This is a genomic window from Streptomyces sp. NPDC091271 (genome assembly GCF_044757505.1).
GTDB lineage: Bacteria > Actinomycetota > Actinomycetes > Streptomycetales > Streptomycetaceae > Streptomyces.
On record NZ_JBIVVD010000002.1, the window covers coordinates 844,185 to 870,037 of the forward strand.

23 protein-coding genes and 1 pseudogene are annotated in these 25,853 nt (G+C 67.6%); 12 read left to right on the forward strand and 12 right to left on the reverse strand.

The window, feature by feature from the left end:
- Positions 1 to 454: 454 nt before the first annotated feature.
- Positions 455 to 853 carry a DUF4180 domain-containing protein gene (locus tag ACIQM3_RS10890; RefSeq protein ID WP_401621876.1) on the reverse strand — a complete coding sequence of 133 codons (399 nt, stop codon included), beginning with the start codon at positions 851 to 853 and terminating at the stop codon, positions 455 to 457.
- A 690-nt stretch (positions 854 to 1,543) separates the two neighbouring features.
- Between ACIQM3_RS10890 and ACIQM3_RS10895 the strand changes: the two genes are divergently transcribed.
- The 3 genes from ACIQM3_RS10895 (at position 1,544) to ACIQM3_RS10905 (ending at position 4,743) form a co-directional block, all read left to right on the forward strand.
- A complete protein-coding gene (locus tag ACIQM3_RS10895) occupies positions 1,544 to 2,773 on the forward strand; it encodes a cytochrome P450 (RefSeq protein WP_401621879.1) in 1,230 nt (409 codons plus the stop codon).
- Between the two features lie 548 nt (positions 2,774 to 3,321).
- On the forward strand, positions 3,322 to 4,014 hold the full coding sequence (locus ACIQM3_RS10900) for a formylglycine-generating enzyme family protein (protein WP_401621882.1): 693 nt from the start codon (positions 3,322 to 3,324) through the stop codon (positions 4,012 to 4,014).
- Between the two features lie 54 nt (positions 4,015 to 4,068).
- On the forward strand, positions 4,069 to 4,743 hold the full coding sequence (locus ACIQM3_RS10905) for a 4'-phosphopantetheinyl transferase (protein ID WP_401621885.1): 675 nt from the start codon (positions 4,069 to 4,071) through the stop codon (positions 4,741 to 4,743).
- Positions 4,744 to 4,946: 203 nt separating this feature from the next.
- Here the strand turns inward: ACIQM3_RS10905 and ACIQM3_RS10910 are convergent, their stop codons facing one another.
- Both ACIQM3_RS10910 and ACIQM3_RS10915 read right to left on the reverse strand, forming a co-directional pair.
- Positions 4,947 to 5,321 carry a hypothetical protein gene (locus ACIQM3_RS10910; protein ID WP_401621888.1) on the reverse strand — a complete coding sequence of 125 codons (375 nt, stop codon included), beginning with the start codon at positions 5,319 to 5,321 and terminating at the stop codon, positions 4,947 to 4,949.
- A 92-nt stretch (positions 5,322 to 5,413) separates the two neighbouring features.
- Positions 5,414 to 5,947, reverse strand: a complete 534-nt coding sequence (locus tag ACIQM3_RS10915) for a winged helix-turn-helix domain-containing protein (RefSeq protein ID WP_401622417.1) — start codon at positions 5,945 to 5,947, stop codon at positions 5,414 to 5,416.
- Between the two features lie 126 nt (positions 5,948 to 6,073).
- Between ACIQM3_RS10915 and ACIQM3_RS10920 the strand changes: the two genes are divergently transcribed.
- Entirely contained in the window at positions 6,074 to 6,685 is a 612-nt protein-coding gene (locus tag ACIQM3_RS10920) for a DUF6357 family protein (protein WP_401621890.1), read from the forward strand.
- Between the two features lie 308 nt (positions 6,686 to 6,993).
- Here ACIQM3_RS10920 and ACIQM3_RS10925 read toward each other — a convergent pair whose 3' ends face one another.
- A complete protein-coding gene (locus ACIQM3_RS10925; RefSeq protein WP_401621893.1) occupies positions 6,994 to 7,716 on the reverse strand; it encodes an NUDIX hydrolase in 723 nt (240 codons plus the stop codon).
- A gap of 265 nt (positions 7,717 to 7,981) precedes the next feature.
- Here ACIQM3_RS10925 and ACIQM3_RS10930 point away from each other — a divergent pair, with 265 nt between their 5' ends.
- From ACIQM3_RS10930 to ACIQM3_RS10945, 4 genes are all read left to right on the forward strand, one after another.
- Positions 7,982 to 9,556 carry a hypothetical protein gene (locus ACIQM3_RS10930; protein WP_401621896.1) on the forward strand — a complete coding sequence of 525 codons (1,575 nt, stop codon included), beginning with the start codon at positions 7,982 to 7,984 and terminating at the stop codon, positions 9,554 to 9,556.
- A complete protein-coding gene (locus tag ACIQM3_RS10935) occupies positions 9,553 to 10,470 on the forward strand; it encodes a hypothetical protein (protein ID WP_401621899.1) in 918 nt (305 codons plus the stop codon). The genes ACIQM3_RS10930 and ACIQM3_RS10935 overlap by 4 nt, the downstream gene beginning before the upstream one ends.
- A gap of 49 nt (positions 10,471 to 10,519) precedes the next feature.
- Complete coding sequence (locus ACIQM3_RS10940; protein WP_401621902.1) at positions 10,520 to 11,185, forward strand: hypothetical protein; 666 nt, start codon at positions 10,520 to 10,522, stop codon at positions 11,183 to 11,185.
- Between the two features lie 781 nt (positions 11,186 to 11,966).
- Entirely contained in the window at positions 11,967 to 12,500 is a 534-nt protein-coding gene (locus tag ACIQM3_RS10945; RefSeq protein ID WP_401622420.1) for an EF-hand domain-containing protein, read from the forward strand.
- A 147-nt stretch (positions 12,501 to 12,647) separates the two neighbouring features.
- Here ACIQM3_RS10945 and ACIQM3_RS10950 read toward each other — a convergent pair whose 3' ends face one another.
- The 5 genes from ACIQM3_RS10950 to ACIQM3_RS10970 all read right to left on the reverse strand — a co-directional run bounded on the left by ACIQM3_RS10950 (position 12,648) and on the right by ACIQM3_RS10970 (position 17,878).
- Positions 12,648 to 13,634 carry a class I SAM-dependent methyltransferase gene (locus tag ACIQM3_RS10950; protein WP_401621905.1) on the reverse strand — a complete coding sequence of 329 codons (987 nt, stop codon included), beginning with the start codon at positions 13,632 to 13,634 and terminating at the stop codon, positions 12,648 to 12,650.
- Positions 13,631 to 14,737, reverse strand: coding sequence for an NAD(P)-dependent alcohol dehydrogenase (locus ACIQM3_RS10955; protein WP_401621908.1), 1,107 nt, complete (start codon positions 14,735 to 14,737; stop codon positions 13,631 to 13,633). The genes ACIQM3_RS10950 and ACIQM3_RS10955 overlap by 4 nt, the downstream gene beginning before the upstream one ends.
- A complete protein-coding gene (locus ACIQM3_RS10960; RefSeq protein ID WP_401621910.1) occupies positions 14,734 to 16,143 on the reverse strand; it encodes an aldehyde dehydrogenase family protein in 1,410 nt (469 codons plus the stop codon). The genes ACIQM3_RS10955 and ACIQM3_RS10960 overlap by 4 nt, the downstream gene beginning before the upstream one ends.
- 8 nt (positions 16,144 to 16,151) lie before the next feature.
- The gene (locus ACIQM3_RS10965) at positions 16,152 to 16,907 is read right to left on the reverse strand and encodes a (5-formylfuran-3-yl)methyl phosphate synthase (protein ID WP_401622423.1); all 756 of its coding nucleotides are present in this window, start codon (positions 16,905 to 16,907) and stop codon (positions 16,152 to 16,154) included.
- Between the two features lie 827 nt (positions 16,908 to 17,734).
- Positions 17,735 to 17,878: a hypothetical protein gene (locus ACIQM3_RS10970; RefSeq protein ID WP_401621913.1), complete on the reverse strand. Its 144-nt coding sequence runs from the start codon at positions 17,876 to 17,878 to the stop codon at positions 17,735 to 17,737.
- Between the two features lie 173 nt (positions 17,879 to 18,051).
- Between ACIQM3_RS10970 and ACIQM3_RS10975 the strand changes: the two genes are divergently transcribed.
- Both ACIQM3_RS10975 and ACIQM3_RS10980 read left to right on the forward strand, forming a co-directional pair.
- Positions 18,052 to 19,371: an RHS repeat-associated core domain-containing protein gene (locus tag ACIQM3_RS10975; RefSeq protein WP_401621916.1), complete on the forward strand. Its 1,320-nt coding sequence runs from the start codon at positions 18,052 to 18,054 to the stop codon at positions 19,369 to 19,371.
- Between the two features lie 18 nt (positions 19,372 to 19,389).
- Positions 19,390 to 20,073, forward strand: a complete 684-nt coding sequence (locus tag ACIQM3_RS10980; RefSeq protein WP_401621919.1) for a histone-like nucleoid-structuring protein Lsr2 — start codon at positions 19,390 to 19,392, stop codon at positions 20,071 to 20,073.
- An 813-nt stretch (positions 20,074 to 20,886) separates the two neighbouring features.
- Here the strand turns inward: ACIQM3_RS10980 and ACIQM3_RS10985 are convergent.
- Positions 20,887 to 21,309, reverse strand: coding sequence for a secondary thiamine-phosphate synthase enzyme YjbQ (locus tag ACIQM3_RS10985; protein WP_401621922.1), 423 nt, complete (start codon positions 21,307 to 21,309; stop codon positions 20,887 to 20,889).
- A gap of 75 nt (positions 21,310 to 21,384) precedes the next feature.
- Here ACIQM3_RS10985 and ACIQM3_RS10990 point away from each other — a divergent pair, with 75 nt between their 5' ends.
- A complete protein-coding gene (locus ACIQM3_RS10990) occupies positions 21,385 to 22,461 on the forward strand; it encodes an FAD-dependent oxidoreductase (RefSeq protein ID WP_401621924.1) in 1,077 nt (358 codons plus the stop codon).
- 336 nt (positions 22,462 to 22,797) lie between these two features.
- Here the strand turns inward: ACIQM3_RS10990 and ACIQM3_RS10995 are convergent.
- A pseudogene (locus tag ACIQM3_RS10995) lies at positions 22,798 to 23,393 on the reverse strand (hypothetical protein); the annotation flags it as partial.
- 51 nt (positions 23,394 to 23,444) lie between these two features.
- Positions 23,445 to 25,250, reverse strand: a complete 1,806-nt coding sequence (locus ACIQM3_RS11000; protein WP_401621927.1) for an ABC transporter ATP-binding protein — start codon at positions 25,248 to 25,250, stop codon at positions 23,445 to 23,447.
- 153 nt (positions 25,251 to 25,403) lie between these two features.
- Between ACIQM3_RS11000 and ACIQM3_RS11005 the strand changes: the two genes are divergently transcribed.
- Positions 25,404 to 25,850 (forward strand): MarR family winged helix-turn-helix transcriptional regulator, encoded by a 447-nt coding sequence (locus tag ACIQM3_RS11005; RefSeq protein ID WP_401621930.1) that lies wholly within the window; start codon positions 25,404 to 25,406, stop codon positions 25,848 to 25,850.
- Positions 25,851 to 25,853: the final 3 nt, after the last annotated feature.

A 25,853-nucleotide genomic window follows, 5' to 3' on the forward strand; every position in this document is an offset into this window, starting at 1 on the left:
GCCCACTACCGAGCCTGGGCGCGCCGAACCGGCAGGACTTTCTCCTGGTCAACTGTTTCAACGGTGCACGCTGCTTGGACGCCCCACGGCAGACCCTTGGCCTGCGCCGGCGGCGTGGCGCAATCTGACTTCGCGAGCTCCGCGCGAACACGGTGACCGCTGTTCTTCCCTGTGAGGTGTACTTTCACCAGCCGCGATGCGGGCATGCCGATCGCGGCCGGAAACCGCAAGACGTGCCCGGGGGCCACGTCGCCCCCTACGGCCCGAGGTCAGCGACTGCGGTGACTCCAAGGGCCTGTTGGCTCTCGCTCCGGTGACGTCACGCGAGGTGGAGTGGTTGCGGTCGTCACGCCCCGGTCACCGGACGTGTGTGCCGCTCGAGGTGCGTCTCGAGCGTCCGTTCAGCAGCGCCCGGGGACGGACGGCTGTGACGCTTTCCGAGACCTGCCGTCCCTCAGGTCAGGCGTACAGGCCCCCGCGACTTCGCGCCGGTGACCTGCAGGCGCGCGTCGAGGGCTTCGATGTCAGGAAGGAACCAAATGTGGCTTGCCGTATTGGATTCATGCACCAGAGCGCGCAGTGCGTCACTGGTCTCCAGGTAGTGGGAGATATCTCCGACGACGGCCAGCCGGATTTTATAGTTGACGAACTTCTGCATGATCTCGCCTGCGATACGGGTGCTGAGCGAGAAGAACTCCTCGTCCAGGCGACTCACAGGTACGGCCACGATCTCGGCGTCGAGCAATGCCGCGCCAATCAGGTCCAGTGCATCCTGCTCAGTTGCCACGACAGGCCCCGAGGGATCGCACATCAACACCTGAACTCCATGCCGTTCCTGCAGTTTATCCGTCAACGGTCAGTCCCCCAAGTGAGCAATCGTGAGCAGATATCGCTGGAGAAAATTAGCACACGCTTTGATCACGGGCCAAGGTTGCATCAGTCACCTTGTGCGATTGAGCCATTTTCCTACCTGTAGGTTTATTGACCGGCTGAACCCGGCGGCGTGGTCGCCACCCATCGAGGGGGCGTGTTTCTTGCGTAGCGTTCTCGCTGATCAGATCAGCGATGGACCGGCAGATGACCCCGCACCGGAAGGCACGTGGCCACGGATGGGCGCACGACGGTACCGACTCGGCCGCACGGGAGATCAGGCCAGTGTGTGGATGGCCGAATCCGGCCAGCAGGATTCCTGGAGCCCGACGTTCCCGGGGCGCGCCGGCGCGACCCCCGGATCACCGGCCGAAACGAAGTTTTGCGAAGGTCGTGGGCGGGTAGCGTCCGCAGGTCTTCCCGAAAAGCCCCTCCCCCGCCCCACGCGCAGTACCCTCAGCAAGCGCCCCACGACGCGGGGCCGAAGCGGTATTTGCGCTTTCCCGGCGAGGCTCAGAACGTCATTTCGCGCGGAATCCCGAGGGCGTTTTCGCTATTCACCGGAGAGGTCTTGCGGGACAACATCGTTTAGTGGTCGACTGCCCGCACCGACTCTTCGCACAAGTTTTCATGCATTGCGCACCGAAGCCATTGTTCACATACGGGAGGAATAATGCCCAGGGATCACAGCGGCGTGGCTCCGCTCCAGATCGACGAGAAGGAGTTCGAGCAGGATCCGCATGCCGTGTACGACGTCCTGCGCTCCGAGGCACCGGTCCGCGAAATCATCGCGCCGGGCGGGACCAAGGTCTGGCTCGTCACGCGCTACGACGATGCGAAGTCGGTGCTGACCGACAACCGTCTGTCCAAGAACATCGAGGCCGGCCAGAAGGTCATCCAGCAGAACACCGACGGTGAGACCGGCATGGTGTTCGCCAGCGAGTTGGCGGCGCACATGATGAACGCCGACCCGCCGGACCACACCCGGCTGCGCAGGCAGGTCAACAAGGTCTTCACGCAGCGAGCAGTGGAGAAACTGGGTCCCCGGATCGAGAAGATAACCACTGAACTGCTCGATGCCATGGAGGGCCAGGATCAGGTGGACCTGATGCGCGCCTTCGCCTACCCGTTGCCCATGGCGGTGATCTGCGAGCTGCTGGGCGTGCCGGCCGCCGACCAGGAGCGCTTCCAGGGCTGGGTCCCCACGCAGCTCTCCGGCGGGGACCCGGAGAGCATGGCGCAAGCCACCACGGCACTGCTCGGATACCTGCACGAGTTGGTCGAGAGCAAGCGGTCCGAACCGGCGGACGACCTGCTCACCGGCCTGGTGCGCTCCAGTGACGACGGCAAGCTCAACACCCAGGAACTGGTGTCGATGGCGTTCCTGCTGCTGGTCGCAGGCAACGAGACCACGGTCAACCTCATCGGCAACGGCGCGTTCGCACTGCTCCGCCACCCCGACCAGCTCGCCGCGCTGCGCGCGGACCGCTCCTTGCTGCCCGGAGCGGTCGAAGAGTTCCTTCGCTACGAGAGCCCGGTCAATACGTCGTCGCTGCGGTTCACGACCGAGCCGATCGAAGTCGACGGAGTCGTCATACCGGAGGGCGAACTGGTGGTGGTCGCTCTCACCTCGGCCAACCGGGACGAGTCCCAGTTCCCCAATGCCGGAAACCTGGACATTCACCGTCCCGCGGGCGCCAACCTCTCCTTCGGACACGGCATCCACTACTGCGTAGGAGCGCAACTGGCCCGGCTGGAGGCGCAGATCGCCTTCGACCGACTGATCGAACGATTCCCGCACATCCGGTTGGCAGCCGACCCGGCGGACCTCCGTTGGCAGCCGGGTACGGCGCTGCGTGGGCTGAGGTCTCTGCCGGTGTCGCTCGGCGGCGGACAGAGCTGACTGGCGGCGTTTCCCGGTGCGGGCTTCCCGCACCGGGAAGAACCCGGGAGGAGCCTGTCTTGTCGCCCAGCGCCTGCAAACCGGGCATAGACAGCTTGCACCGCGAGCAGATGCGCCCGGCGGAGGTCACGCCATCTCCCCTCCACCGGCCGCGACTTGAACGGCCGGGTGGGGCAGTGCCTCGCCACACGCCTGACTGTCCGCCCCGGCTCATGACGTCGCTCACGCAGATGTCAACAACCCTCACGGCTCTGGGTCACCACCGGACGCGCGACGGGTCTTGCCACACCCGCGCGGAGTTGCAGCGCTATGGAACGGCCTGAAAAGCTCCCTCGGCATCCCCAGTTGCGCCGGCTGCGGCAGACTGCGGGAGTGAGGGCAATCAAACTTGCTTCGCGGCCTATCAGGAACCACGCGGCTCAAGATGTCGCCCCGGCCGCACCCGTCGTCCGGCCGAGCAGACCGAGAGTCCGTGATGACTTCTGCGGGTGCCTTGACGGTGATCGTACGTTGAGGACACGAACCAAATGTGTAGGAGTAGGGCTGCGATGAACCGTGAAGCAACGCCACACCGGTTGGCCGCCGATCCCATGATCGACCTGCCCGCTGGAGAGATCGTGCTGCGGGACGAGGGCACGATGACGGACTGGACGGTCGAGGTTGCCGCCTTCCAGCTGGCGCCGAGTCCGGTTACCCGCGAGCTGTACGCCTCTGTGCTGGGCAAGGCGCCGGAGAGCTCCGCGGGGCCGCGAACGCCGATGACCGAGGTCTCATGGTTGGACGCCGTCCGGTTCTGCAACCTGTTCTCGCAGGCCGTCGGGCTCAACCCCTGCTACACGATGGGCGACAGCCGCGACGCCGAGGACGTGGTCTGCGACTGGTCAGCCGACGGCTACCGCCTGCCGTCCGAGGCGGAGTGGGAGTTCGCCTGCCGGGCCGGGAGTTCGGAGGCCCGCTACGGAGAGCTGGACGAGATCGCGTGGTACCGCGGGAACTCCGAAGGCGAGCTGCACGACATCGCGATGCGGGAGCCGAACGCGTGGGGCTTCCACGACATGATCGGCAACGTCTGGGAGTGGTGCTGGGACGTCTATGACCCCCGCGTCTACGGCTCGTACCGCGTCTTCCGCGGCGGCGGCTTCTTCGACGAGCCCCGGGGGTGCCGGGCGTCGTGCCGCCGCAAGAGCCACCCGACCCTCACCATCGAGGACCTCGGGTTCAGGCTCGCCCGATCACGGTGAGCGCGGCGCGCAGGAGGAAAGCTCGGGAACGAGACATGAACGCGGGTTGCTGTTGTGATCGCTGAGCTACTGCCTTCGCCCATCGGCACGGGCAGCTCATTCGTTGACTTCGACGCGGCGCTGACCGCCCTGTACCCGCAGGAGGCCGCCGCCGTCGCGAGCGCCTGGCCGAAGCGCCGACAAGAATACGCGAACGTCCGCATGTGTGCCCGCCGCGCCATGCGCGAACTCGGCGTGCCGCCGGCGCCTGTGCTGTCGGGTGCGCGCGGCGAACCACTGTGGCCCGATGGCACCGTCGGCAGCTTGACCCACTGTCCCGGGTTCCGGGCCGCCGCCCTGGGCCGCACCTCCGCGTTCGTGGGGCTCGGCATCGATGCCGAGCCCAACCTTCCCCTGGCAGAGGACCTGCTGGAGTTCATCTCACTGCCCCAGGAGCGGGCGCGGGTGCACGCGTTGACGCGGTCCTCTCCCGGAGTCTGCTGGGACCGGTTGTTGTTCAGCGCCAAGGAAGCGGTGTTCAAGATCTGGTTTCCGCTCACCGAGCGCGGACTCGACTTCTCCGAGGCGGACATGCGCATCGACCCAGAGGAAGGCACCTTCTCCGCGCGACTACTCGTCCAAGGCCCCACAGCCGACGGGGGACGTATCGAAGAGTTCCACGGCCGGTGGCTCTCCCGCCAGGGCATACTGCTCACCGCGATCGCCCTGCGGCGGAGGACGGGACGGTGACTGTCGCGGTCCCGGGCCCACGCGCGAAGTGGGGAGACCAGATCGCCTCCTCCACTGCCGCACGGCTTCCCGGCGCGTATCCACATCCGTCGGCCGCCTGACATGCCGGGCGCTCGCTCAGGCTCGGCCTCGAGCGCGGCGAGTTCACGCCCCTATGCCATGTCGGCCCTGCCCCCCATGACCTTCCGCACGGGTCGTCCAGTTCACGGGCCGTCGAGTCCGTTCGCGCACGCGTGATACGGAGAATCGGCGGCACGACCCCTGGGGGCGATCTCGGTCAGCCCAGGAAGCTCAGCCGCACCTGCCGGTCCGCATTGTCGACGTTCGTGTCCACCAAACTCCGTTAAGGCAACCGCCAGAGTAGCCGCCGAACACCCCCGCAGGTTGCCCCGCCCTCCGTTTGGACGAAGAGGGTTGTCCCACACGAGCACGATCGGGCCGCCGAGCTGTGTATGGGCGCGGATGACCAGGTCGCGGAAGTCCTTCCAGCCGAAGCCCTTCGGTTTGTTCTTGCGGCCTTGGTACTCACGGATCGCGTAGAACAAACGGGACCGCTCACGCGGCTTGTAGCAGGTCATCCCCGCCATGGAGACTCGGCCCGATCCCCGCCCGCGCACGCGGACGACCGGAGTGCTGCCCCTACGGCCCCAGGTCCTGGTACGAGGCGGCGTCATCGACTGGCCGGCCTCGTCCTCGAAGACCACCCAACCGCTGTTCGCCATCGCGGTGCTCTTACCCGCGGCCACACCTCTCGTCTCCACATCTCCACCGCGTCGTCGTCACGTTCGATAGCGCGCCGGGTGGGCTGTTGCCAGGACCAGCCATAGCGCCGCAGCAGTCGCCACGTGCCCTCCACGGTGTACGAGACGTGGAACAGTCGGCCGATCACCGTCTTCACCCGGGCCAGCGTCCACCGCTGGTCGGCCCACCCGTGTGCCAGCGGACCGAGCTCCAACTCCCGCTCCGACCCGGCCATCTGCGCGCCAGATAGTCGGGGTCGACCGGGTGACCGCTTGGAGGCCACTCCGGCGTGGCCGCCCTCGCGCCACTGGCGTCGCCAACGCTCCACCGACCGTTCCGAGATCCGCAGCGTGGCAGCGATCTCCCGGTTCTTCCCGCCAGCCTCGAAGCATGTCACGGCCTGGCGCCGGACCCGCTCCCGCGCGTCTCTCTCGACGTCGGTCAAACCGCCGCCTGCGGATATCTCACCGAACGAGGACTACCGAGGTCACCTTCTCACTGTCTGGCGAACAGCCCGACATCACCCGATCAAGTTCAGTATCAAGCAGAGCTCCACCCTCGGAGCGGAGCCTTCGGCGGGTCGAGGAGCATGTCGGCTGCGGCCTCGGCCAGCGCGGAAGCCGCAAAGTCGTGGAACGCCGTGTCGTGCGCACCGCCCGCCAAGGCCACTAACGCCAGCTCGCGTGCGACGCATCAGACCGCAAGACATCCTTCCCAGACACTGAGCGATTTCCCAACCACGGTTGTGGAGTTCAGGCTCTACGTCTCACTCGACCATGACGCGCCTGTTCGCCAGAGTGAAGACCGCGGGTCGGATCCGGAGGACCGGGTCGAGTACCACCTGGCCGACGGGATCGGCGGGCACCAGGACCTGGCGAGCGCCTTCATCCGCGGCAGCTGTGCTGCACTCGAACAGGACGGCTCTTGGATGCCGGATGCCGCTGAGTTCGAGCGCGCGCGTCGGCGGCGGGCAACGCCGAGTAATCCGCCGATGTTTGCCCTCCCCGGCGCCCCCTCCACGGGGAACCCAAGCGGATCCGGCTGTTCACCACCGCCGCCCAACTCGTATTCACCGGGCGCCGCCGCTGGCTCCGCCTACCGGCCCGCTGCCCCTGAGCCGGTTTGGGACTTTGTATCGGCCAGCTCATCGCCAGGAGCGGACACATCTGCCGACAGCAGCATCTCGGGCTTCCCCACGTAGGCAGCCGTATGCCCGGGCGTCTCGCTCAGGCCAACGCCATTACCCCAACGGGACTTTCGCTCCGCCCAGGGGCAGCTTGTTTCCTGTTGCTCTGTCAGTAATGGCTACCGCCTCAGGCCGCCGACCAGCGGGACGGAGCCGCGTCACGCCCACCCGCACGCGACACCAGAAGCAAACTGGGCGAAGTCCATCTGGAAATGGCCGAAGCGAAGGCTCACTCATTCGCCCGGCAGCCGATTCGGGGCCTACCTAGAGCTCGAGCGGCCTCGCACCCCCGTCTTGATCCCGCGGCCTCGAAGATCGGGCGACTACGCAGGCTGCCGGCCAACACGCAGGAGCGGTGGGCTCAACACCCATGCACCCCCCCTGCGGTAGAGCGCGGCCGGACGACCCGTGTAGGGCATCCTCTGATCGCCTGTGGCCTCCACGAAACCTGTGGTCTTCAGTACCTTGCGTCGAAAATTACTCGGGTCCAACGTCTGCCCCCAGACGACTTCATAGACCGTGCGCAACTCACTGAGGGTGAATTCCGAGGCGCAGAAGGCCGTGGCGACAGGGGTGTATTCGAGTTTACGTCGGACCTCCTCCAAGGCCTCGGCAAGGATCTCGGAATGATCGAATGCCAGCCTCGCCCCATCCCGACCGAGCCCTTCAACAGTTGCCCAGTAGGCATGCTCCGCATCGGTGCCGCCCACAGGCACGGGCAGGTCGGGCCCCAGGGCCAGGTATGCGACGGTGACCACTCGCCCTCTCGGATCCCGGCCAGGATCACCGTAAGCACCGAGCTGTTCCAGGTGCAACAACCCACCTTCGATGCCGGCTTCCTCCCTCAGCTCACGCAGCGCCCCTTCGCGCAAGGTCTCATCCTTCTGGACATACCCCCCAGGGAGCGCAGGCCAACCAAGGAAGGGCTCGACCCCTCGGTCGACCAAGAGCACCATCAGGCGATCGCCCCTCAGCGTGAAGATCGCCAGGTCCACCGTGACCCACGAAGCCTCCACCTCATCGGAGTCTTTCAGCCAGTCATCCACGAGATCCCCTAAAGGTCACATTGACTTAAACACTCTCACCACTTACGGTCACATAGACCTTAACCTCAGGAGGCGAGGGCAGGGCATGGCCACTCCCCCCGTACGACCAGCGAAGGTTTCCAGCGACGAACCCTCGGCTGCAACACGCCACTTATGCGCGGGCCCATACGTGGACGAACATTTCCGCGACCTAGTGATCGACAAGATCTGCACGTCGCCCCACCGCAGGGTCGCCCCGTCTTACGGCTTCGACATAGTCCCCGTCATGCGCCACGCGTGGCGTGCCGCCACCCTTGCGGCCGTTGTGCGCGTCACGCTGTGGGGGTCCGTGATCGCGCCTGCATACACGGGCGCCCTGCCCGCGAGCGCTCTCATGGCATGTGGCCTCGCTCTCCTATTGCTGTTCCGGCTGGCCCTGCTCATCCACCGGGGCGACCGCGAGCCCCGGAGCGTCCGAAAGCCCGGACGCCGCAACAAGAAGCCGCAGTACCGCCATCGGCGCCGCCTACAACGGTTCCTCCCGCGAAGGAAATCGGAGAAGTCACAGGCTCTAGAACGCCTTGGAGGTATCGCACTCGGTCTGGCGACGACCGGCCTCGTGATCGGAAGCATTTATCCCCATCACGCCACCACGGCCCTTCACATGGGGGCGAGCATCGTGCTCGTGTGCCTCGTCATCGGAGCGTTGCGTCAGCTGCAGCTCAACCGGATCTTTCGGGCACCGACCCTGCGCCCAGGCCGGCTGTCCCCCCGGCAGCGGGTGGCCGACGTTCAGCAGAGGGACGTTCACACCGTGTACCGCCGTCCCCGCCACAGCCAGGACGAGGAAGCAGCCGACGATGACCTGACCGCGTTTACCCTCTTCGGCGAGAAGTCGCCATTCATCGGTGCCGGAGAGATCGTCTACCAATGGAACCCGCCCATGAGCGTCCAACTTCTGCGTCCTGTCGAGGACGACGACGCCCCACTGCACGAACGGGAACACCCCGTACCCCCCTTCCAGGCCCACGAACTCGTCGAGCACCTGCGCAACGCGGTCCGGCTACTGAACACCGACAGCGACGATGTCCGCCTGCCCGCCAAGGTCGGGGATCGCGTCTATGTTTCCGAGACCGACGTGGCAACCGATCGTTCCTTACTCCCCCAGAAGCTCACCGACGTGGATCTGCGGGAGATCATCAACACGCCAGGATCGAAGGGCCATCATTTCCTCGAGGTCACGACACCGTTGGAAGGCGCGGAGTACGTCGCGACCGTCCTGCTCCATGTCAGCGTACGGGGACGGACTCTGATCATCTCCACGGCGGCGTGCGTGCTAGCACACACGCCAAGGTCCTTCCAAAGGACAGCCGAGTTCGGCCAGCACGGCTTCATCGCGGTCATTTGGGCTGCATTTCGCGAACTGTCCGCCCTCCCCCAGCAAGTCCAGCACTCGTGGCGGCTCATCTGCTTTCTCCTCACCCTGATCAAAGCTGCAATCCTCCCCCCGGATCTCACCTCCACACCGATACGAAACGTCCTCATCGGTAGTCGTGTGAGCATCCGGGAGCAATCGGCTCAGGCTTGGTCCAAGGTGCAATTAGAGAAGACCGACATCCTTGGCCGGATGAAAACGATCGAACAACGTCTACTCCGGGCGGCAGGCGACTTTCTGCTGACCAAGGAAGTGGACGCGTCAGAGTTCAACAATCGAGCACTCAAGATCATCAATAGCGGGATTTTCAACTTCGGCGACAACAACACCATTAGCAATAACGCCGTAGGCGCTGCGGCTCAAGTCAGCGCACAGGGCCACCCCGCCACAGGGACCGATAGCCCCAGCGATGGAGGAACTCCGTGAACACCAACCGAGGCATCAGCGCGCATGGCGACGGCAACATCATTACCAACAACGCCGTGGGAAGCCACGCCCGAGTCACCGCGACGCCTCCCGCAGAGGCAGTCAGCGCTCCGGTGACCGGCTCTACGGCACTAGCGGATCGAGGCACGTGGGACATCGGGATCGTGACCATTCTTAGCGAGGAACTGCGCGCACTATGCGGCGAGTTGAAGCTCGAACGACACAAGGAGCCAGGCGGCCTGTACTTCTACCGCGGAGAACATGCCACTGCGGACTCCACCATCCGCATCGTCACCACTCAGGCTCAGAGCCAGGGGCAACGATCGACCATGGCCGCTTTGGAGAATTTGCGACGCCACTATGCGCCGCGACTATGGGCTCTCGTCGGCGTGGGGGGAGGTATCCACGACGATCACGCCCGCATCGGAAACGTCATCGTCTCGACCGAAGTCGTCTACTACGAGAACCGCAAGATCAATCCGCTCGGTGACGTCCGCAGACGTGGCGAACACCGGCAGTCACCGGCCCAGGTGGTGCACGCGGTGAACGCATTCTTCAGCGAGCACGGCACCCCGGCCCGCATACACGGCCAGCTAGCCTCACAATCATCACAGGATTATGAAGTGCATCCAGGGCTGATCGGCTCCGGTGAAGCAGTCATCGCCGATCGCGACAGCGACATCCGCCGGTACCTCGCGCACTACAACGAGAAGATACTGGCGGTGGACATGGAAGCAGGCGGCTTGAGCCAGTACTGGCAGGAGAACTCCGTCCACGGCGAGTCGAACCCCGGCTGGATCGTCATCCGAGGTGTCTCCGACAACGCCGATGCGGAGAAGGGACACGCACACCACGAACTCGCGGCCCGAAACGCCGCCCACGTTCTTCGGCTCCTGCTGCCCTTCCTCTGCTGACGCAATCGATGCCCCGCCAAAACCGACGCGACACCGAAAAGGTCTCCACATGACCAATTTTCTGTTAGGGATCCTCAGCTCTCTGGCAGCCAGCGCGATCTTCCTCGTCCTTGGCTTGCTGCGCGGCTCCCGCCCTCTGTGGTGGCTGGTCGCCGCCTCCTCCCGGTACACAGGGACCGGGCTAGGCCGCGTCTACAGTCACCAGTCCTCCGCCGAACAGGACCTCGCTCGCGACCTGCGTCGAGCCCGCTGGGTCAAGGTACTCGCAGGCCGAGGAAACGTGCTTACCCGTGAGGTCTTCTCACCCTTGTGGTCGGGAGGGCCGTCCCCGCAGTCGGTCCAGATCCTGTTGCCAGATCCCGATGCCCGAGAGGATTCGTGGCTCGATCGACGCTCTCAGGAGGTATCTCGGTTCGATCCAGGCTTCACGCGAGGTCTGCTCAGAAGCCAGGTCCGAACGAACATCGACTACCTGACCCGGGTGACGCAGGCGAGGGACGGCATCGAACTGCGCACCTTCAACCTGCCGAACAACTGCCGCGTGATCGCGACGGACCGCGCCGCCTACCTCACGTTCTACGATGCGTCGGCCCACGGCAGGAACTCTCCGTGCCTGTACGCCCGGGCGCCTGGCGTTCTGTACACCGCCGCCCTGCGCCAGTTCGACGCGACTTGGACACATGCCACGCCGGCTCTCCCGAGCCCCCTCCCCTGACGAACCGGGAATGCGCAAGCCCACCGCGGGCTCCCGGTCCAGGGGAACCCGCCGGCGGGCACGAGAACGGGGCCAGTGGCTTTTCTCCCCCGACCCGATTGAAGATGTCACGCAGTGGCGACCGGCTTGGGCACGCCGCCCGAGCGTCTCATAGGCGCATAACTCCTCGAGATCCGCACGGACGGAAGCCGGATCGAATCACATCGACACGCACCCCTCAGTTGGAGCGGCCGGACTTCCCCTCTGCAGTCCCGTCCAAGCGACGCACTCTCCGAAGACGCTCAAACGAACCTGACGGTTGTAATTCGAGATATTCGTGTCCACCGACCTCCGTCAAGGCAACCGAGGCTATCCGGGCGCTGCGCACACACCGGGCCGGCGACGCGCGGAAAAGCCGACCATGGCTGGTCCGCGCGCAGAACCACAGCGTCCTGCCGACGGCCCGATCAGGAGTCGTAGCGGCTACGGCCTCGGGGTGTTGGGCGCGCGCCGCCCGCCGGGCGCGATGGCCGTGCCACCGAGGCGCTGGAGCTGACCGGGCACTCGGTGCCGCCGGGAGATCACAGCTGATCATCGAGCACCTGTCGAACTGGTGTGGTCCCCGTACTCTGCGCCCTGCACCCCGCAAGCGCCCGACCGTACGAACTGGTTGTCGGCACACTCACTCCTTCTGGTAGCTGAGGTCTCCTCACCGCCACGTTTCTCCCCCTACGCGGTTACATAGGAGCACTCATCGAACCGAGTTCCGGGATCGAAGGACCGTAGGAGAGAAGTGATGGACATGCGAACTGAGGCCATCGAGAGGGCCGAGCTGGTCTTCTCCCTCTTCGACGCCAACGGCAACGGGGTCCTCGACTCCGAGGACTTCGACCTCATGACGGGCCGTGTTCTGGAGGTGGCGGTCGCATCGGACGGCGGCGCCAGGGAGGCCATCCGGGCCGCGTTCCGCCGCTACTGGACCACTCTGGCCGCGGAGCTGGACGCCAACGGCGATGGTGTGATCTCCGTCGACGAGTTCCGTCCGTTCGTGCTCGACCCCGAGCGCTTCGGTCCCACGATCACCGAGTTCGCCGAGGCGCTCGCCGTACTCGGCGATCCCGACGGCGACGGCCTGATCGAGCGCCCGCTCTTCGTATCGCTGATGAGGGCGATCGGCTTCGCGGAGGCGAACATCCATGCGCTTTTCGACGCCTTCGGCCCGGACGCCGAGGACCGCATCACCGTGACCACGTGGGCCAGGGGCATCGAGGACTACTACGCGCCGGACATGGGTGGAATTCCGGCTGACCAACTGGTGGCTGTCCGGGCCGTCTGACCCGGCCCGGACGTGAGCGTTCCGTGGCGGCGTGGGCCGTCCCGGGACGCCGCGGGTCGGGCCCCGGATCGCCCCCACGCGCGCGGGCGTCGGCCCCGTGAGGTCAAGGCGGTGCCGGGCCCGTGCGGACGTCTTCGTGAGCGGACGTCAGGATCGGGTCTTGTGCGCGAAGATCCACCGGTTCCCCTCCAGCGCGTCGTTCGGCTCGGGGAGGGGACCACGTCCCCTCTGACGGGTGAATTCGAAGGGCGTGTGCACCGAGGTGGACCAGCCCTTGGCCGCCAGGTCACCCGCGGAGTCGGGGCGCGGCCCCCTGTCGAAGAGGTCGAGCAGATCGATGCCGATCTGCTCTCGCGTCGCCGTGTAGATCGGGCTGTCGCGGTACGCGAGCAGGTCCTTCTCCAGCTTGGCCTCGAAGGCCAGGGCGCTGCCCCGGGTGGTGAGCCGGTCCACCGTGTCGATGAGGTAGGTCTCGGCGGGGCCCGGTAGGTAGAAGAGGAGTCCTTCGGCCAGCCAGACGCTTGGAGCGGCCGGGTCGAAGCCGACAGAGGTCAGGGCGGTGACCCAGTCGGCGCGCAGGTCGGCCGGTACCGGGATCCGCTTCGCCTTCGGGGCAGCCGACAGGTCGTCAAGCACCTGTTCCTTGAAGGCCAGCACGCCCGCCCTGTCGATCTCGAAGACGACGCAGTCGGACGGCAGGTCCAGCCGGAAGGCGCGGGTGTCCAATCCCGCCCCCAGCAGGACCACTTGGCGTACGCCCGTACCGACCGACCGGTGGAGGAAGTCGTCGAGGACTCTGGTCCGCAGACCGAAGTAGCGGGCGAACCTCCCCCACAACGGGTTGTCGTCCCCTTCCGGGACCTGTTGGATGCTCACCGGCCAGTCCGCGCAGGCGGGGGCTGCACGGACGAAGTGCTCCGCGTAGACATCCCGGGCCAGGCTGTCGTGGCGGTGGGTCTCGATCGCCCGTGCGGCGGCGACCAGGAGGGCGGTCAGTCCCACGCCTGCGTCCACGCCTTCCGCGCCGGTCCGCCGCGTCGCCGTGGTGGTCGTGTCCCCTTCGGTGGGAGCGAAGCACACGGAAGGGTCGCTGGTGGGATGGCGAGGGTCTCCGGTGATGGAGGTTTCACTCATCGGTCTCTTCTTTCCGGCAGCAGGACGGGCTTGATCACGCGTCCGGCGTCACAGTCGCGTTCGGCCTCGTTGATGTCGGCCAAGGGATAGGTGCGGATCAGTTGGTCGAAGGGGAAGCGGCCGGCCTGCCACAGACCGATCAGCCGGGGGATCAGCAGTCCGGGTACGGCGTCCCCCTCGCAGATGTGCCGGATGCTGCGGCCCCCGTCGAGCGTGCCCGGTTCGAGCGGCAGTGCGGTGTGGAGGCGGGCCACGAGACCGAGGGTGCCGGTGGGGCGCAGCGCGCGGAGCGCGTCGTTGATCAGCGGGGCGGAGGCCGTGGTGTCCAGGGCGTACTGCGCGCCGCCGTCGGTGTGCCGGCGGATGCGCTCGGCCAGTCCGGCCGTCACGGCGGGCAGCGGGACCGCGCCGAACCGTTCGGCCAGGTCCAGGCGCCCCGGATGCCGGTCGACGGCCACGGTCCGTGCGCCGGCGGCGGTGGCCGCCATGACTGCGGACAGGCCCACCGCTCCCGCGCCGAGTACGACGAGGGTGTCACCGGGGCCGGCACGGAAGGTGTTCAGCACGGCTCCGGCACCGGTGAGGGTGCCGCAGCCGAGCGGACCGAGCAGTTCGAGCGGCAGGGCGGCGTCGACCCTGACGGCGTTGCGCGACGGGACGAGGGCGTATTCGGCGAAGGAGGACTGGCCGAACCACCGGGGGGCCAGCGCTCTCCCGACGGCGTCGGTGAGCCGTGACGCGTCCTCCTCGCGTCCCCCGAAGAGGTTGAGTGAGGCGAAGGAGTCGCAGTAGGCGGGGGCAGCGCTGCGGCAGTTCCGGCAGTCTCCGCAGGAGTCGAAGCTCAGCACGACGTGGTCACCGACGCCGATCGCGCTGTCCGGGCCGTCGCCGGACGCCACCACGACTCCGCTCCCCTCGTGGCCGAGGACCGCCGGCAGCGGGGTGCGGCCGGCTGATCGCCGGACCGCGAGATCGGTCCGGCACATTCCGCATCCCGCGATCTCGACGAGGATCTCACCGGCGGCCGGGCCGGTGCTCAGGACGATGTCCTCGACCGCGAACGGGGTCTCGTAAGAGCGCAGCACGGCGGCTCGGAACCTCATCGCCCTTCCTCCGTCGGCCGGTGCACGACGAAAGGACGGAGGTTGCCGTAGAGGCCCCACGGCCCGCCCGCGACGCCGACGCCGCTGTCCTTGACGCCCGCGAAGGGCTGAGCAAGGGAGAGTTCGGCGTGGTGGTTGATCCAGGCCGTGCCGCATTCGAGCCGCTCGGCTGTCGCCGCCGCCCGGTCGAGGTCGGTGCCCCACACCGAACCGCCCAGCCCGAAGCCGGTGTCGTTGGCCGCTTCGACGGCTTCGTCGAGGTTTCGGTACGGCAGCACCGGCAGGACCGGCCCGAACTGTTCCATGGTCACCACCGGGTCGTCGGGAGGGACGTCGGTGAGGATCGTGGGAGCGAAGAAGTAGCCCGGTCCGTCGAGCCGGTGACCACCGGCCGCCGCCCGGGCGCCGGCCGCCAGGGCCCGTTGCGTGACCCGCTCGACGCGGGCCAGCTGGGGGGCGTTGTTGACCGGCCCGAGCCGGGTCTCCGGGTCCAGGCCGGATCCGACGACGACGGTCTTCGCGCGGTGTGCGAGGGCCTCGACGACCTCGGCGTGGAGCCGGGCCGGTGCATAGACGCGTTTGACCGCCATGCAGACCTGCCCGCAGTTGCGGAAGGCGGCCCAGAACAGCCGGTCCGCGACCCGGTCGACGTCGACGTCGTCCAGGAGGACGGCCGCGTCGTTGCCGCCCAGTTCCAGGGTGACGCGGGTGAGGGAGGCCGCCGCAGCCGCGGCGACGGCCCGCCCGGTCGGCACCGAGCCGGTGAAGGTGACGTGGCGGATACCCGGGTGGGCGGCGAGGTAGGCACCGAGGGGTTCCCGGCCGGTGATGACGGTCAGGACATCATCGGGCAGGGCTGTGGCGAGGACGGCACCGAGCAGTCGGGTGGCAAGGGGGGTGTACGGGGACGGCTTGAGGACCACGGTGTTGCCGGCAGCCAGTGCGGGAGCGAACTTCGCCGACGCGAGCTGGAGGGGAAAGTTCCACGGCACGATCGCGGCCACGGGCCCGAGAGACTGCCAGCGGATCTCGCTGTGTACGGGTCGGCCGTCGTCGATCCGGCGGGCGCGGGGAACCAGAGCGGCGAAGTACCGCAGCCGGGCCGCCGTACGGGCGACCTCGGCGTACGACTCGGCCAGGGGCTTGCCCTGTTCCCGGGTGAGCAACGGAGCGAGGTCGTCTCCGGCAGCATCCACGGCGTCGGCGGCGGCGTTCAGCAGGGTGGTGCGAGCGCCCGGCTCGGCGCGCCATCCGGCCCAGGCGCGCCGGGCCCGGTCGATCACGTCGTCCAGCTCGTGCGGCTGCTGGTCGGGGGCTTCGTCGAAGGTCTCCCCGGAAGCCGGGTCGATGACAGGGAGGCCTGGAGCGCGGTGTCCGGGGGCGCGGCCGGCTTCCGGTGTCGGCATCCCGGTGGTCAGTTGAGGGCCGGGACGTCGGCGGCGTGCTCCCGGGCCTGCCGGTCCATCTCGGCCCGGAAGGCGGCGACCAGGCGTGGCTGGATTCTTCCGGCATTCCGGTCACCGCCCGAGCAGACCGCTCCCCGCACGCCCACGATGTCCGTGCCGATACGGGTCAGCGGACCGAGGTCGGCCTGCTTGACGCTGCCCGCGAGGGCGGCGAGCAGACCGGATGCGTGGGCGCGGCGGACGAACTCGGCGCAGACGTCCGGCGGAACGTGGTCGAACAACCGCGTCCCGTCCTTGATCGCGGTGTCCAGCATGGCCGCGTCGGCACCGGCGCGGGCTGCGATGTCGGGCAGGGCGAGCGGGTTCACGCAGCCGACGCGATGGGCGTCGGCGTAGCCCGAGGCGACGACCAGCGCGTCCGGGCGGTGGTCCTTCACCGCCCGGACAACTGCCCGCATGACCTCGACGCCCTGCTCGGGAGTCGTGCATCCGTACAGGCCCACCTTGATGTACGTGGCGCCGGAGACGGCCGCGCCGAGCGCGGCCTGCGCCACGGTGCCCGGCTTGTACGGGACGTCGCCCACCGTGGCGGACACCGGTTTGTCCGCCGGTACCGCGTCGCGGATCTCCCGGATGACCCAAGGGAAGTTGGCGCCGAGCGAGCCCTCATCGGGCTTCTTGACGTCGACGATGTCGAGGTGCTCAGCCGCTTTCGCGCAGGCGAGCGCTTCCTCGACGCCGTCCGGGGAGATGAGAAGCAACACCGTGAACTCCTTCCGCCGCGAGTCCGCCCGGCCGGAGGACGGGGAACTGCGGATCACCTGGTTCATGTGCGGTGTGCTCATCCTTTCCATTGCCCGCGCGCACCGGTAGGGCGTGCGGGGTTCCCCGGGCGGCGTGTGTACGCACACGTACGGCTCCGTGTGCACCGGCGCGAACCAGAGCCTGTTGAGCCGCGCCGAAACGCCGAGGCGCACCCGCCGTACGTCACGCACACCGCACAGCACCGTTTCGGCGTGGCCGTCATGCGCGTGGGCAACGACCGCATGTACGGAGACGCCCTCACAGGCGGCTCCAGGTGCTGTGGGAGAGGCCGGACAACGACCCCGAGATCGTCCTCATCACACCGATGGTCTTAACGAGCCGGCTCGCACCCACCTGACCGACAGGCGCAAAGCATGGCGGCCCGCCGGGTCACTCATCACGCGGGCGCTGGTGGAACTCCACCGCGAACAGAGCGAAGAGGCCGGCACGGTCACGCCGTACGCGTCCAGGCCGAGGCCACCCCGGAAGCGCTGCGCGACGTCGAAGGCGCGGGGCCCCACTCGCGGAGGCCGACACGGCCCACCGGTCCCAGGGCCGGGAGTTGACGTCGTCGTCTTCGACACGGTGGACGGCAGCGGCGGCAGCCTGGGGCCAACGCCTGGCACCACAATGGCTTCCGCCCGTTCAATGTGGCGGTGACCCGGACGAAGGCCCGGCCGTACGTCGTTGCCGGCGGAGCCCGCCTCAGGATCGCCAAGCCCGGAACGGCCCTGGCCCGGCTTGCCGCACTCCTCATCGCGGGAATCGAGCGGTAACTCGGTCCGCATCAGCGGCCGCCGCTCCTGCGACCGGCCCCGTGCTCGACGCGCAGGACGTCCACCGCTGCGGCCGGTGGCCCTGCCCGCATCTTGTATCCGGTGTTCAGGCAGTCGACGACTTTGCGCCCCAACGACGCGGCGGCTGTGAGCACGTTCTCCCACCGGCGCCCAGGGGGGCTCCGATGCACACGTGGGGTCGTACCGTGCAAGGTTCTCTCCATTCGCGCACGCAAGGTACGAAGACTCGACGGCACGGCCCCGAGGCGATCTTGGTCAGCCCAGGAAGCTCAACCGCGACAGCCTGACCGGGCAACGTACCTTCTCGTTGGACTCCGCCAGTCGAGTCGAAGAAGTCCAGGCGGACGGGTGGAGCGAGCAATACGCCTACAACGCCGTCGGCGACCAATCCCGGACCGCCCTGGCCGCCCGGGCTCCAGGCCAGGCGGCCGCAGGAGATCGGCTCTATGAGGGGTCCCGTATCACGCGAGCCGGCCGTACCCGTTACACGTACGACGAGCAGGGCCGAGTCACGCAGCGCAGGACAAAGACGTTGAGCGGCAGAGTCCTCGTATGGCACTTCCAGTGGGACGCAGAAGATCGCCTCACGGACGTGCGTATCCCTCAAGGATTGGACTGGCGCTACCTCTACGATCCGCTGGGCCGACGGCTGGCCAAACAGCGTCTGGCCCCGGACCACCACATAGTCGAAACCACGACCTACCGGTGGGACGGCGCGCTGCTGGCCGAGGAACGTACCAACGGGACCGCCGTGGTCTGGGACTACGCCGGGCTCCAGCCGCTGTGCCAGCGTGAGTTCAAGTTCGACCGCGAACAGAACGAGCTCGATCGGCGATTCTTCGCGATCGTCACCGACCTGGTGGGCGCTCCTACCGAACTCGTGTCCACCGACGGCTCTCTGGCCTGGCGGGCCCGAAGCACGGTGTGGGGAGCCACGCAGTGGAACAAGGACAGCGTTGCCTACACACCACTGCGGTACCCCGGCCAGTACTTCGATCCGGAGACCGGACTGCACTACAACTTCAACCGCTATTACGACCCGAATCTGGGCCGGTATCTGTCGCCTGATCCCCTGGGCCTCGCACCGGCGATCAATCACTACGCATACGTCCCCAACCCCCTGGTGCTTTCCGATCCGCTGGGATTGGCCGGCTGCACGGCGGATCCCACATGGGGCGGACAGGTCCGGTGGACCCTTGATGAACACGGCCGGCCGTACGAGATGAACGCCATCGTGACCCGGAACATGCTCGATGAGGGCACCGACGCACGGAACACCATCATCCCGCCGGGCCACCAGTCGGGTGTGGGCCAGGCCCGCGGGCACATGCTGGCCAATCAACTCGGCGGTTCCGGGGATGAATGGAAGAATCTGTTCACCATCTCGCAGAACCCGACAAACACGCCATGGATGAGCATGTTCGAACAAAGAGTCTATGACGCTGTCGCGGATGGTGACGTTGTCACATACAACGTCTACCTGGAATACGTGAACGACGACCCCGACTCACCGCCGAAGAGCATTCACCTCGAGGCCTTCGGCCACCGGAAGGGACCAGATGGAAAGCTCCGGTTCGACCAGGAAGACATCCGCTCCAACCCAGCTCACGACGAACCTCGCCCCTGATACTCCCCCGGAGTCACCATGACCACCCTGACCGCGCTGACCACTATCTGCCCGCCCCCCGCGTCACCTCCCTCAGCCCCCGATTGGAGCCAGGTCGAGACAGAACTCGGCATACGGCTTCCCGAGGACTACAAGCAGCTCATGGCCACATATGGTCCTGGGGAGTTCTGCAATTTCCTCTCTCTGTACCATCCGCACGCCCCCCGCGAAGCGGCAGATCTCACCGGGCCCATGCCCGCCCGACTTCGGCAGCAGATCGAAGAAGTCAGGCACAACGCCCGGCAGCCGTGGCCACTGCCCCACCCCCCGGAGCAACTCTTCGCCACAGGGGTCACCGGGAACGGTGACTACCTCTTCTGGGTCACGCAGCCCTCGGACAAGCCAGACGCGTGGGATGTCGCGGTCAACCAGGCTCTGCGCGCGCCCTGGTACACCTTCACCGGAACCCTCACCCAGTTCCTCCTCGCGGTCATCAGCGGCACGACGCGGGTCCCCTTTTTTCCGGAAGACCTCCTCGACAACGGGACCACGTTCACCCCCGCCCGCCCGATCGTGGAGCCGACCCCCCCAACCGACCAGCAGGACTCCATGAACCCGACCGAAATCCGCGCATGGGCCCGCGCCAACGGCCATCCCCTCCCCGACCGCGGCCGCATCCCCATCGAGATTATCGAGGCATGGAAGCGGGGCAACACTGTCTGAGCCACAACTGGTCGCCTATAGCTGTCGCATGGAGCATTCCCGCTGATACAGCTCAGCTCGGACGCGACTACCCGACTGGATCGCGCGAAGGACCAACCTCGGGCGAGGAGGCACTTCGGGCCCTGCCTGTATCCAGATCAGAAGAGAGGCCGAGCGGTGGTGTTCCAGGCGGGAAGCCGACTACTGGTCAAGACGCGTTCGTGTTCGACTGGTCACCCCGTCGGCACAGCCCTACGATTTCGGCCTTGAACTCCGGCGTGAACGAACGACGAGGGCGGCGAGGCTTCTTCTTCCCCATGCTCTCCATGATGGACATCCTTCCGGGGCTGAACCCCAGATCTCGAATGTCCGTCAAAGCGGATCAAGCCCACTACACCTCGGGCGACGGCAAGATTCTGTCCGTGGCTGTCCCTGGGTAAGGCCCCGCCCCTGGCCGACGCTCCGACACCTGCCTATCCCCTCCACGCGCTTGCAAACGTAGACCGCTTCGCCCACCTGCAGTAGTGCACCAACGCCGGTATCACCCCTACAGGACCAACGTCGCGGGCGTCATTTCAGCGTCCGGATATCGCCCGCAAAACCCACCCCCGCACATAGTGCGCACGCACAAGACTGCAGCTCCAGAGGCCTCGGCCGCCGATTCACGATCGCCACGCACTCCACATCGTGCGTCGTCGGGAACAGAGGGGCGATGTGGAAGGGAGCCCGCCAGAGGTGGAACACGCTCGGTGACCTGCGGGCCGGCGGGCAGTCGCGCTCACCACTCAGTTGGCGCGGCCGGACTCCTCCTCTACAGTCCCTCCAAGCGACTCACTAGCCGAAGAAGCTCAACCGCACCTGACGGTTGTAATTAGAGATGTTGGTATCCACCAGACAGACGGACTGCCACGTCCCCAGTTCCAGCCTCCCCCCGATAACCGGCAAGGTGGCATGCGGCGGGACCAGCGCCGGGAGCACGTGGTCGCGGCCGTGGCCCGGGCTTCCGTGGCGGTGGCGCCAGCGGTCGTCGGCAGGGAGCAGGGTCCCCAGCGCCGTGAGGAGGTCGTCGTCGCTGCCGGCGCCCGTTTCCAGGATCGCGATCCCGGCGGTGGCGTGGGGCACGAAGACGTTGAGCAGGCCGTCCCGCCCGTGAGCGACGCGGTCCAGGAACCGCGTGCAGTCCTCCGTCAGGTCCATGACCGTCTCGGTCCGTCCCGTGGTGACGCTCAGCAGGTGTGTGGCAAAGGTGTCGGACATGGCCCCATTCTCTCGTCGTCGGGGCGGGCCGTGCCCACCGGGAAGATCCGGGGCCGGGCCAGGGTTGGTAGAAACGTGAACAACTTCGGGACTCGTGAGCTGGACGTGGTCGTCATCGGCGCCGGGCAGGCGGGGCTGTCCGCCGCCTATCATCTGCGCCGCGCCGGCCTCGACCCCGACCGGGACTTCGTTGTGCTGGATCACGCACCCCGGCCCGGCGGCGCCTGGCAGTTCCGCTGGCCCTCGCTCACGTACGGCAAGGTGCACGGCATGCACTCCCTGCCCGGCATGGAGCTGACGGGCGCCGACGGCAGCCGTCCCTCGTCCGAGGTGATCGGAGCCTACTTCGACGCGTACGAGAACCGCTTCGGCCTGCGGGTGCACCGGCCTGTCGAGGTGAGCGCCGTGCGCGACGGCGAGGACGGGCGGCTGCTCGTCGAGACCTCCGAGGGTACGTACGCCACGCGCGCCCTGATCAACGCCACCGGCACCTGGGACCGTCCGTTCTGGCCGCGCTACCCGGGTCAGGAGATGTTCCGGGGGCGGCAGCTGCACACCGCGAGCTATCCGGGGCCGGAGGAGTTCGCCGGCCTCCGGGTTGTCGTGGTCGGCGGCGGCGCGTCGGGCACCCAGCACCTGATGGAGATCGCCGAGGTCGCGGCGGAGACGTACTGGGTGACGCGGCGCCCCCCGGTGTTCCGCGACGGGCCGTTCGGCGAGGAGGAGGGGCGGGCCGCGGTGGCCATGGTAGAGGAGCGCGTACGCCGCGGGCTTCCGCCGCAGAGCGTGGTCAGCGTGACCGGACTGCCGCTCAGCGACGCCGTCCGGCGCGCTCGCGAGCAGGGCGTTCTCGACCGGCTCCCCATGTTCGAGCGGATCACGCCGGACGGGGTGGCGTGGTCCGACGGCCGGACCGTTGATGCCGACGTGATCCTTTGGGCGACCGGTTTCCGGGCGGCCGTCGATCACCTGGCACCGCTGAAACTTCGCGAACCGGGCGGCGGCATCCGCGTCGAGGGCACCCGGGCCGTGCGGGACCCACGCATCCACCTCGTCGGTTACGGTCCGTCCGCCAGCACCATCGGCGCCAACCGGGCCGGACGGCAGGCCGTCCGTTCGGTCACCCGGCTGCTGGACAGCGTGCCGGTCTGATCGGGCTCAGGTACGACTGCAGGAACAGAACACGCGAACAGGGGATCGGGTGTTCGCTCGAACGCGTGGCCGTGCCGTATCTGGTTGCCCAACTACCGTGCGACGCCAGATGATTACTACACGCACACAGCGGGCTGCAGACCGCTACTGCGCGTGTCCCACAGATGCACCACGCACAAGGAGAATCACCAGATGAACTTCCTGACCAACCTGCTTGCCGGCGTCGTCCACTTCGTGGGTTGGCTCGTCTGATCGTTCCTGCATGACCGCGCCGCCGCTCCCCGTCCCACGGGAGCGGCGGCGCTTCCGTGTCGGCTCCGTCAGAACCGAGTGCCGGGGCAGGTCCGCGAAGCGCGGATCCACCGTGACCGCCTCGGTGAGCGCGTCGAGCGTGCGGCGCACCCGGCTGAGCGGGTGGTCGGGGAACTTCGAGTCCCAGCGGGCATGGTCCGCCACATGGAAGCGAAGGCCGCCGCGCACATCCGGTGCGTAGGGGTGTGGGCGGAAATACGCGTCGGGGCCGACTTCCGCCATCACGACGGCTTCCCGCATCCCTGTCATCCCGCGCTCGGGTGCCTGGATCCTCACCACGGTGCTGCACTCCTGGCGAGGCACCGTGAAACTGCCGATGAACACCTGCCCCCTGGGCTGCCGGGGCAGTGGCACTTTGAGTATCTGCCGGAGTGCGGGCAGGCCGCCGAGCCGTTTCACCGATGCTTCGATGAGTCCGCCGCCCGCCTGCGCGGCCCAGTGGGTGAGGGTGGTCCGCAGCGCGGGCCCGTCGTCCAGGCCGGCCGGGAGATCGGGGGGCAGGGCGAAGTGGTGCACGGACAGCACATCGCCGTCGTCGTCGGCCCAGACTCACCCTGGGCGCCGCCGCCGCTGTCCAGGGGCCGGCATCCGGGGAGTTCCACCCCGAGCAGTGCTCTCATGCGTGGGGATCATGCCGCACCCACCGGCGGCTCCGCAGCCGGATCCCGCCCTCAGGTGGCAGCCGGAACTTGATGGCCGTCGCGGCGGATCAGGGCGGCATAGCGTCCGTCCTGCGCGAGCAGCTCTTCGTGCGTGCCGCGCTCGACGGTGCGGCCGTCGTCCAGGACGACGATCTGGTCGGCGTCCCTGATGGTCGAGAGCCGGTGCGCGATGGTGAGCGTGGTGCGGCCCTTCGAAAGGGAGTCGATGGCTTGCTGCACGGCGTGTTCCGTACGGGTGTCGAGCGCGCTCGTCGCCTCGTCGAGGATCAGCACGGGCGGGTTCCGGAGAATCGTGCGGGCGATCGCCAGCCGCTGCTTCTCGCCGCCGGAGAATCGGTATCCGCGTTCACCTACGAGGGTGTCGTAGGCGTCGGGCAGCCCGGCGATGTGCTCGTGGATCTGGGCGGCGCGGGCGGCGGCCTCGATCTCCTCGTCGGTGGCGTCCGGTTTGGCGAAGCGGAGGTTCTCGGCGACGGACGCGTGGAAGAGGTAGGTCTCCTGCGAGACCACGCCGACTGCCCGGGCGAGGGTGTCGAAGTCCAGGTCACGCACGTCGACGCCGTCGATGGTGACCCGGCCCCCTGTGACGTCGTACAGCCGCGGCACCAGGTAGCTGAGCGTGGACTTGCCCGATCCGGTGGGGCCGACGACGGCCAGGCCGGTCCCGGCCGGCACGGTCACATCGATGCCGCTCAGGGTCGGGCCGCTCTTCTCGTCGTAACTGAAGGTGACGTCCTCGAAGGCGATGTCGCCGCGGATCTCATCCAGCTGGACGGGCTTCTCGGGCTCGGTGATGTCCACCCGAAGATCGAGGTACTCGAAGATGCGCGCGAACAGGGCGAGGGACGTCTGCATCTGCACACCGGTGGCGAGCAGGCTCACGGCCGGCCGGAACAGGCCCTGCTGGAGCGAGACGAAGGCGACCAGGGTGCCGATGGAGACGGCCGTGGCACCCGACTGGAGGGTGAGACCCGCCGCCCAGTAGATGACGGCGGGCATGGCGGCCATCACGATTCCGATGGTCGACATCCGCCAGCGCCCCGCCATGTTGGAACGCACCTCGAGGTCGACGAGGCGCTCCGATTCCTCGGAGAAGGCCTTGGTGAGCGAGTCCGAGCGGCCCATCGTCCGGCCGAGCAGGATTCCGCTGACCGAGAGCGATTCGGTGACCGTGGCGGCCATGGCGGCCATCTGCTTCTGGCGCTGAGTGGTGATCTTCTTCCGCTCCCGGCCGACTCGCCGGCTGATCCAGACGAAGACGGGCAGCAGGAGCAGCGAGACGACGGTGAGCCGCCAGTCCAGCGCGAGCATGGCCACCACCGTCGCGATGACGGAGGTGAGGTTGGAGACCAGGGAGGTGGCGGTGGAGGTGACCGTCGCCTGCATGCCGCCGATGTCGTTGGCGATGCGGGACTGGACCTCGCCCGTGCGGGTCCGGGTGAAGAAGGCGAGCGGCATCCGCTGCAGTTGGGTGTATACGGCGGTGCGCAGGTCGTGCATGACGCGCTGGCCGACCGTCGTGGAGATCAGGGTCTGCAAAACGCCGAAGATGCTGTTCATCACGGCGGTGAGGATCATGCCGAGCGCGAGCAGCGTGAGCAGCCCCGTACGCCCCTGCGGGATCGCGGTGTCCAGGATCTCGCGGAGCAGGAACGGGGAGGCGACCGACACCAGGGAGGAGGCGCCGACCAGCAGCCCGACCACGGCGAGTCTGCCCCGGTAGGGCCGGAAGAGCCGGAAGATGCGGCGCAGTTCGGCGGGCGGCTGCCCCGTGTCTGCGGCTGGAGGTGTCCAGACGGGTTCGTCGGGTTTCATGGGCTCCTTCGAGAGCGTGCGAATGATGGAGCGCTCGTGCGTCCGGCGGCCGGCACGGAGGCCCGGTCGAGCTGACGGGGAGAGCGGACTTTCGAGAGCCTAGCTCATTGTTACCTCTATTCACAATGAACAAGGTCCTGATATTGTTCCCTCATGGACTCCCCCGACTCCGACGGCATGCTCGCCGAGCAGCTGCTGCGGCTCACCCGCCGTCTCCAGCGCATCCAGAGCCGGCAGCTGGAGCCGATCGGCATCACCCCGGCCCAGTTCCGCCTGCTGCGCACGACCGCGCATTACGACGGCGCGCCGCGGATGGCCGATCTCGCCGAGCGCCTGGACGTCGTCCCACGGGCTGTGACCACTCTGGTCGACGGCCTGGAGGCGAGCGGCCGGGTGCGGCGCGCCCCTGATCCGGCCAACCGCCGGGTGGTCCGTATCGAGATCACCGAGGAGGGCCGCGCCGTGCTCCGTTCGATGCGCGACGCGCGCAAGGCCGCCGCGGAGGAGATCCTGGCTCCATTGACCGCCGGACAGCGTGAGGTGCTCGGCGGACTGCTCACCGCTCTGGTCGACGGGATGCCGGAGCGCCGCCGCTGCTGAGGC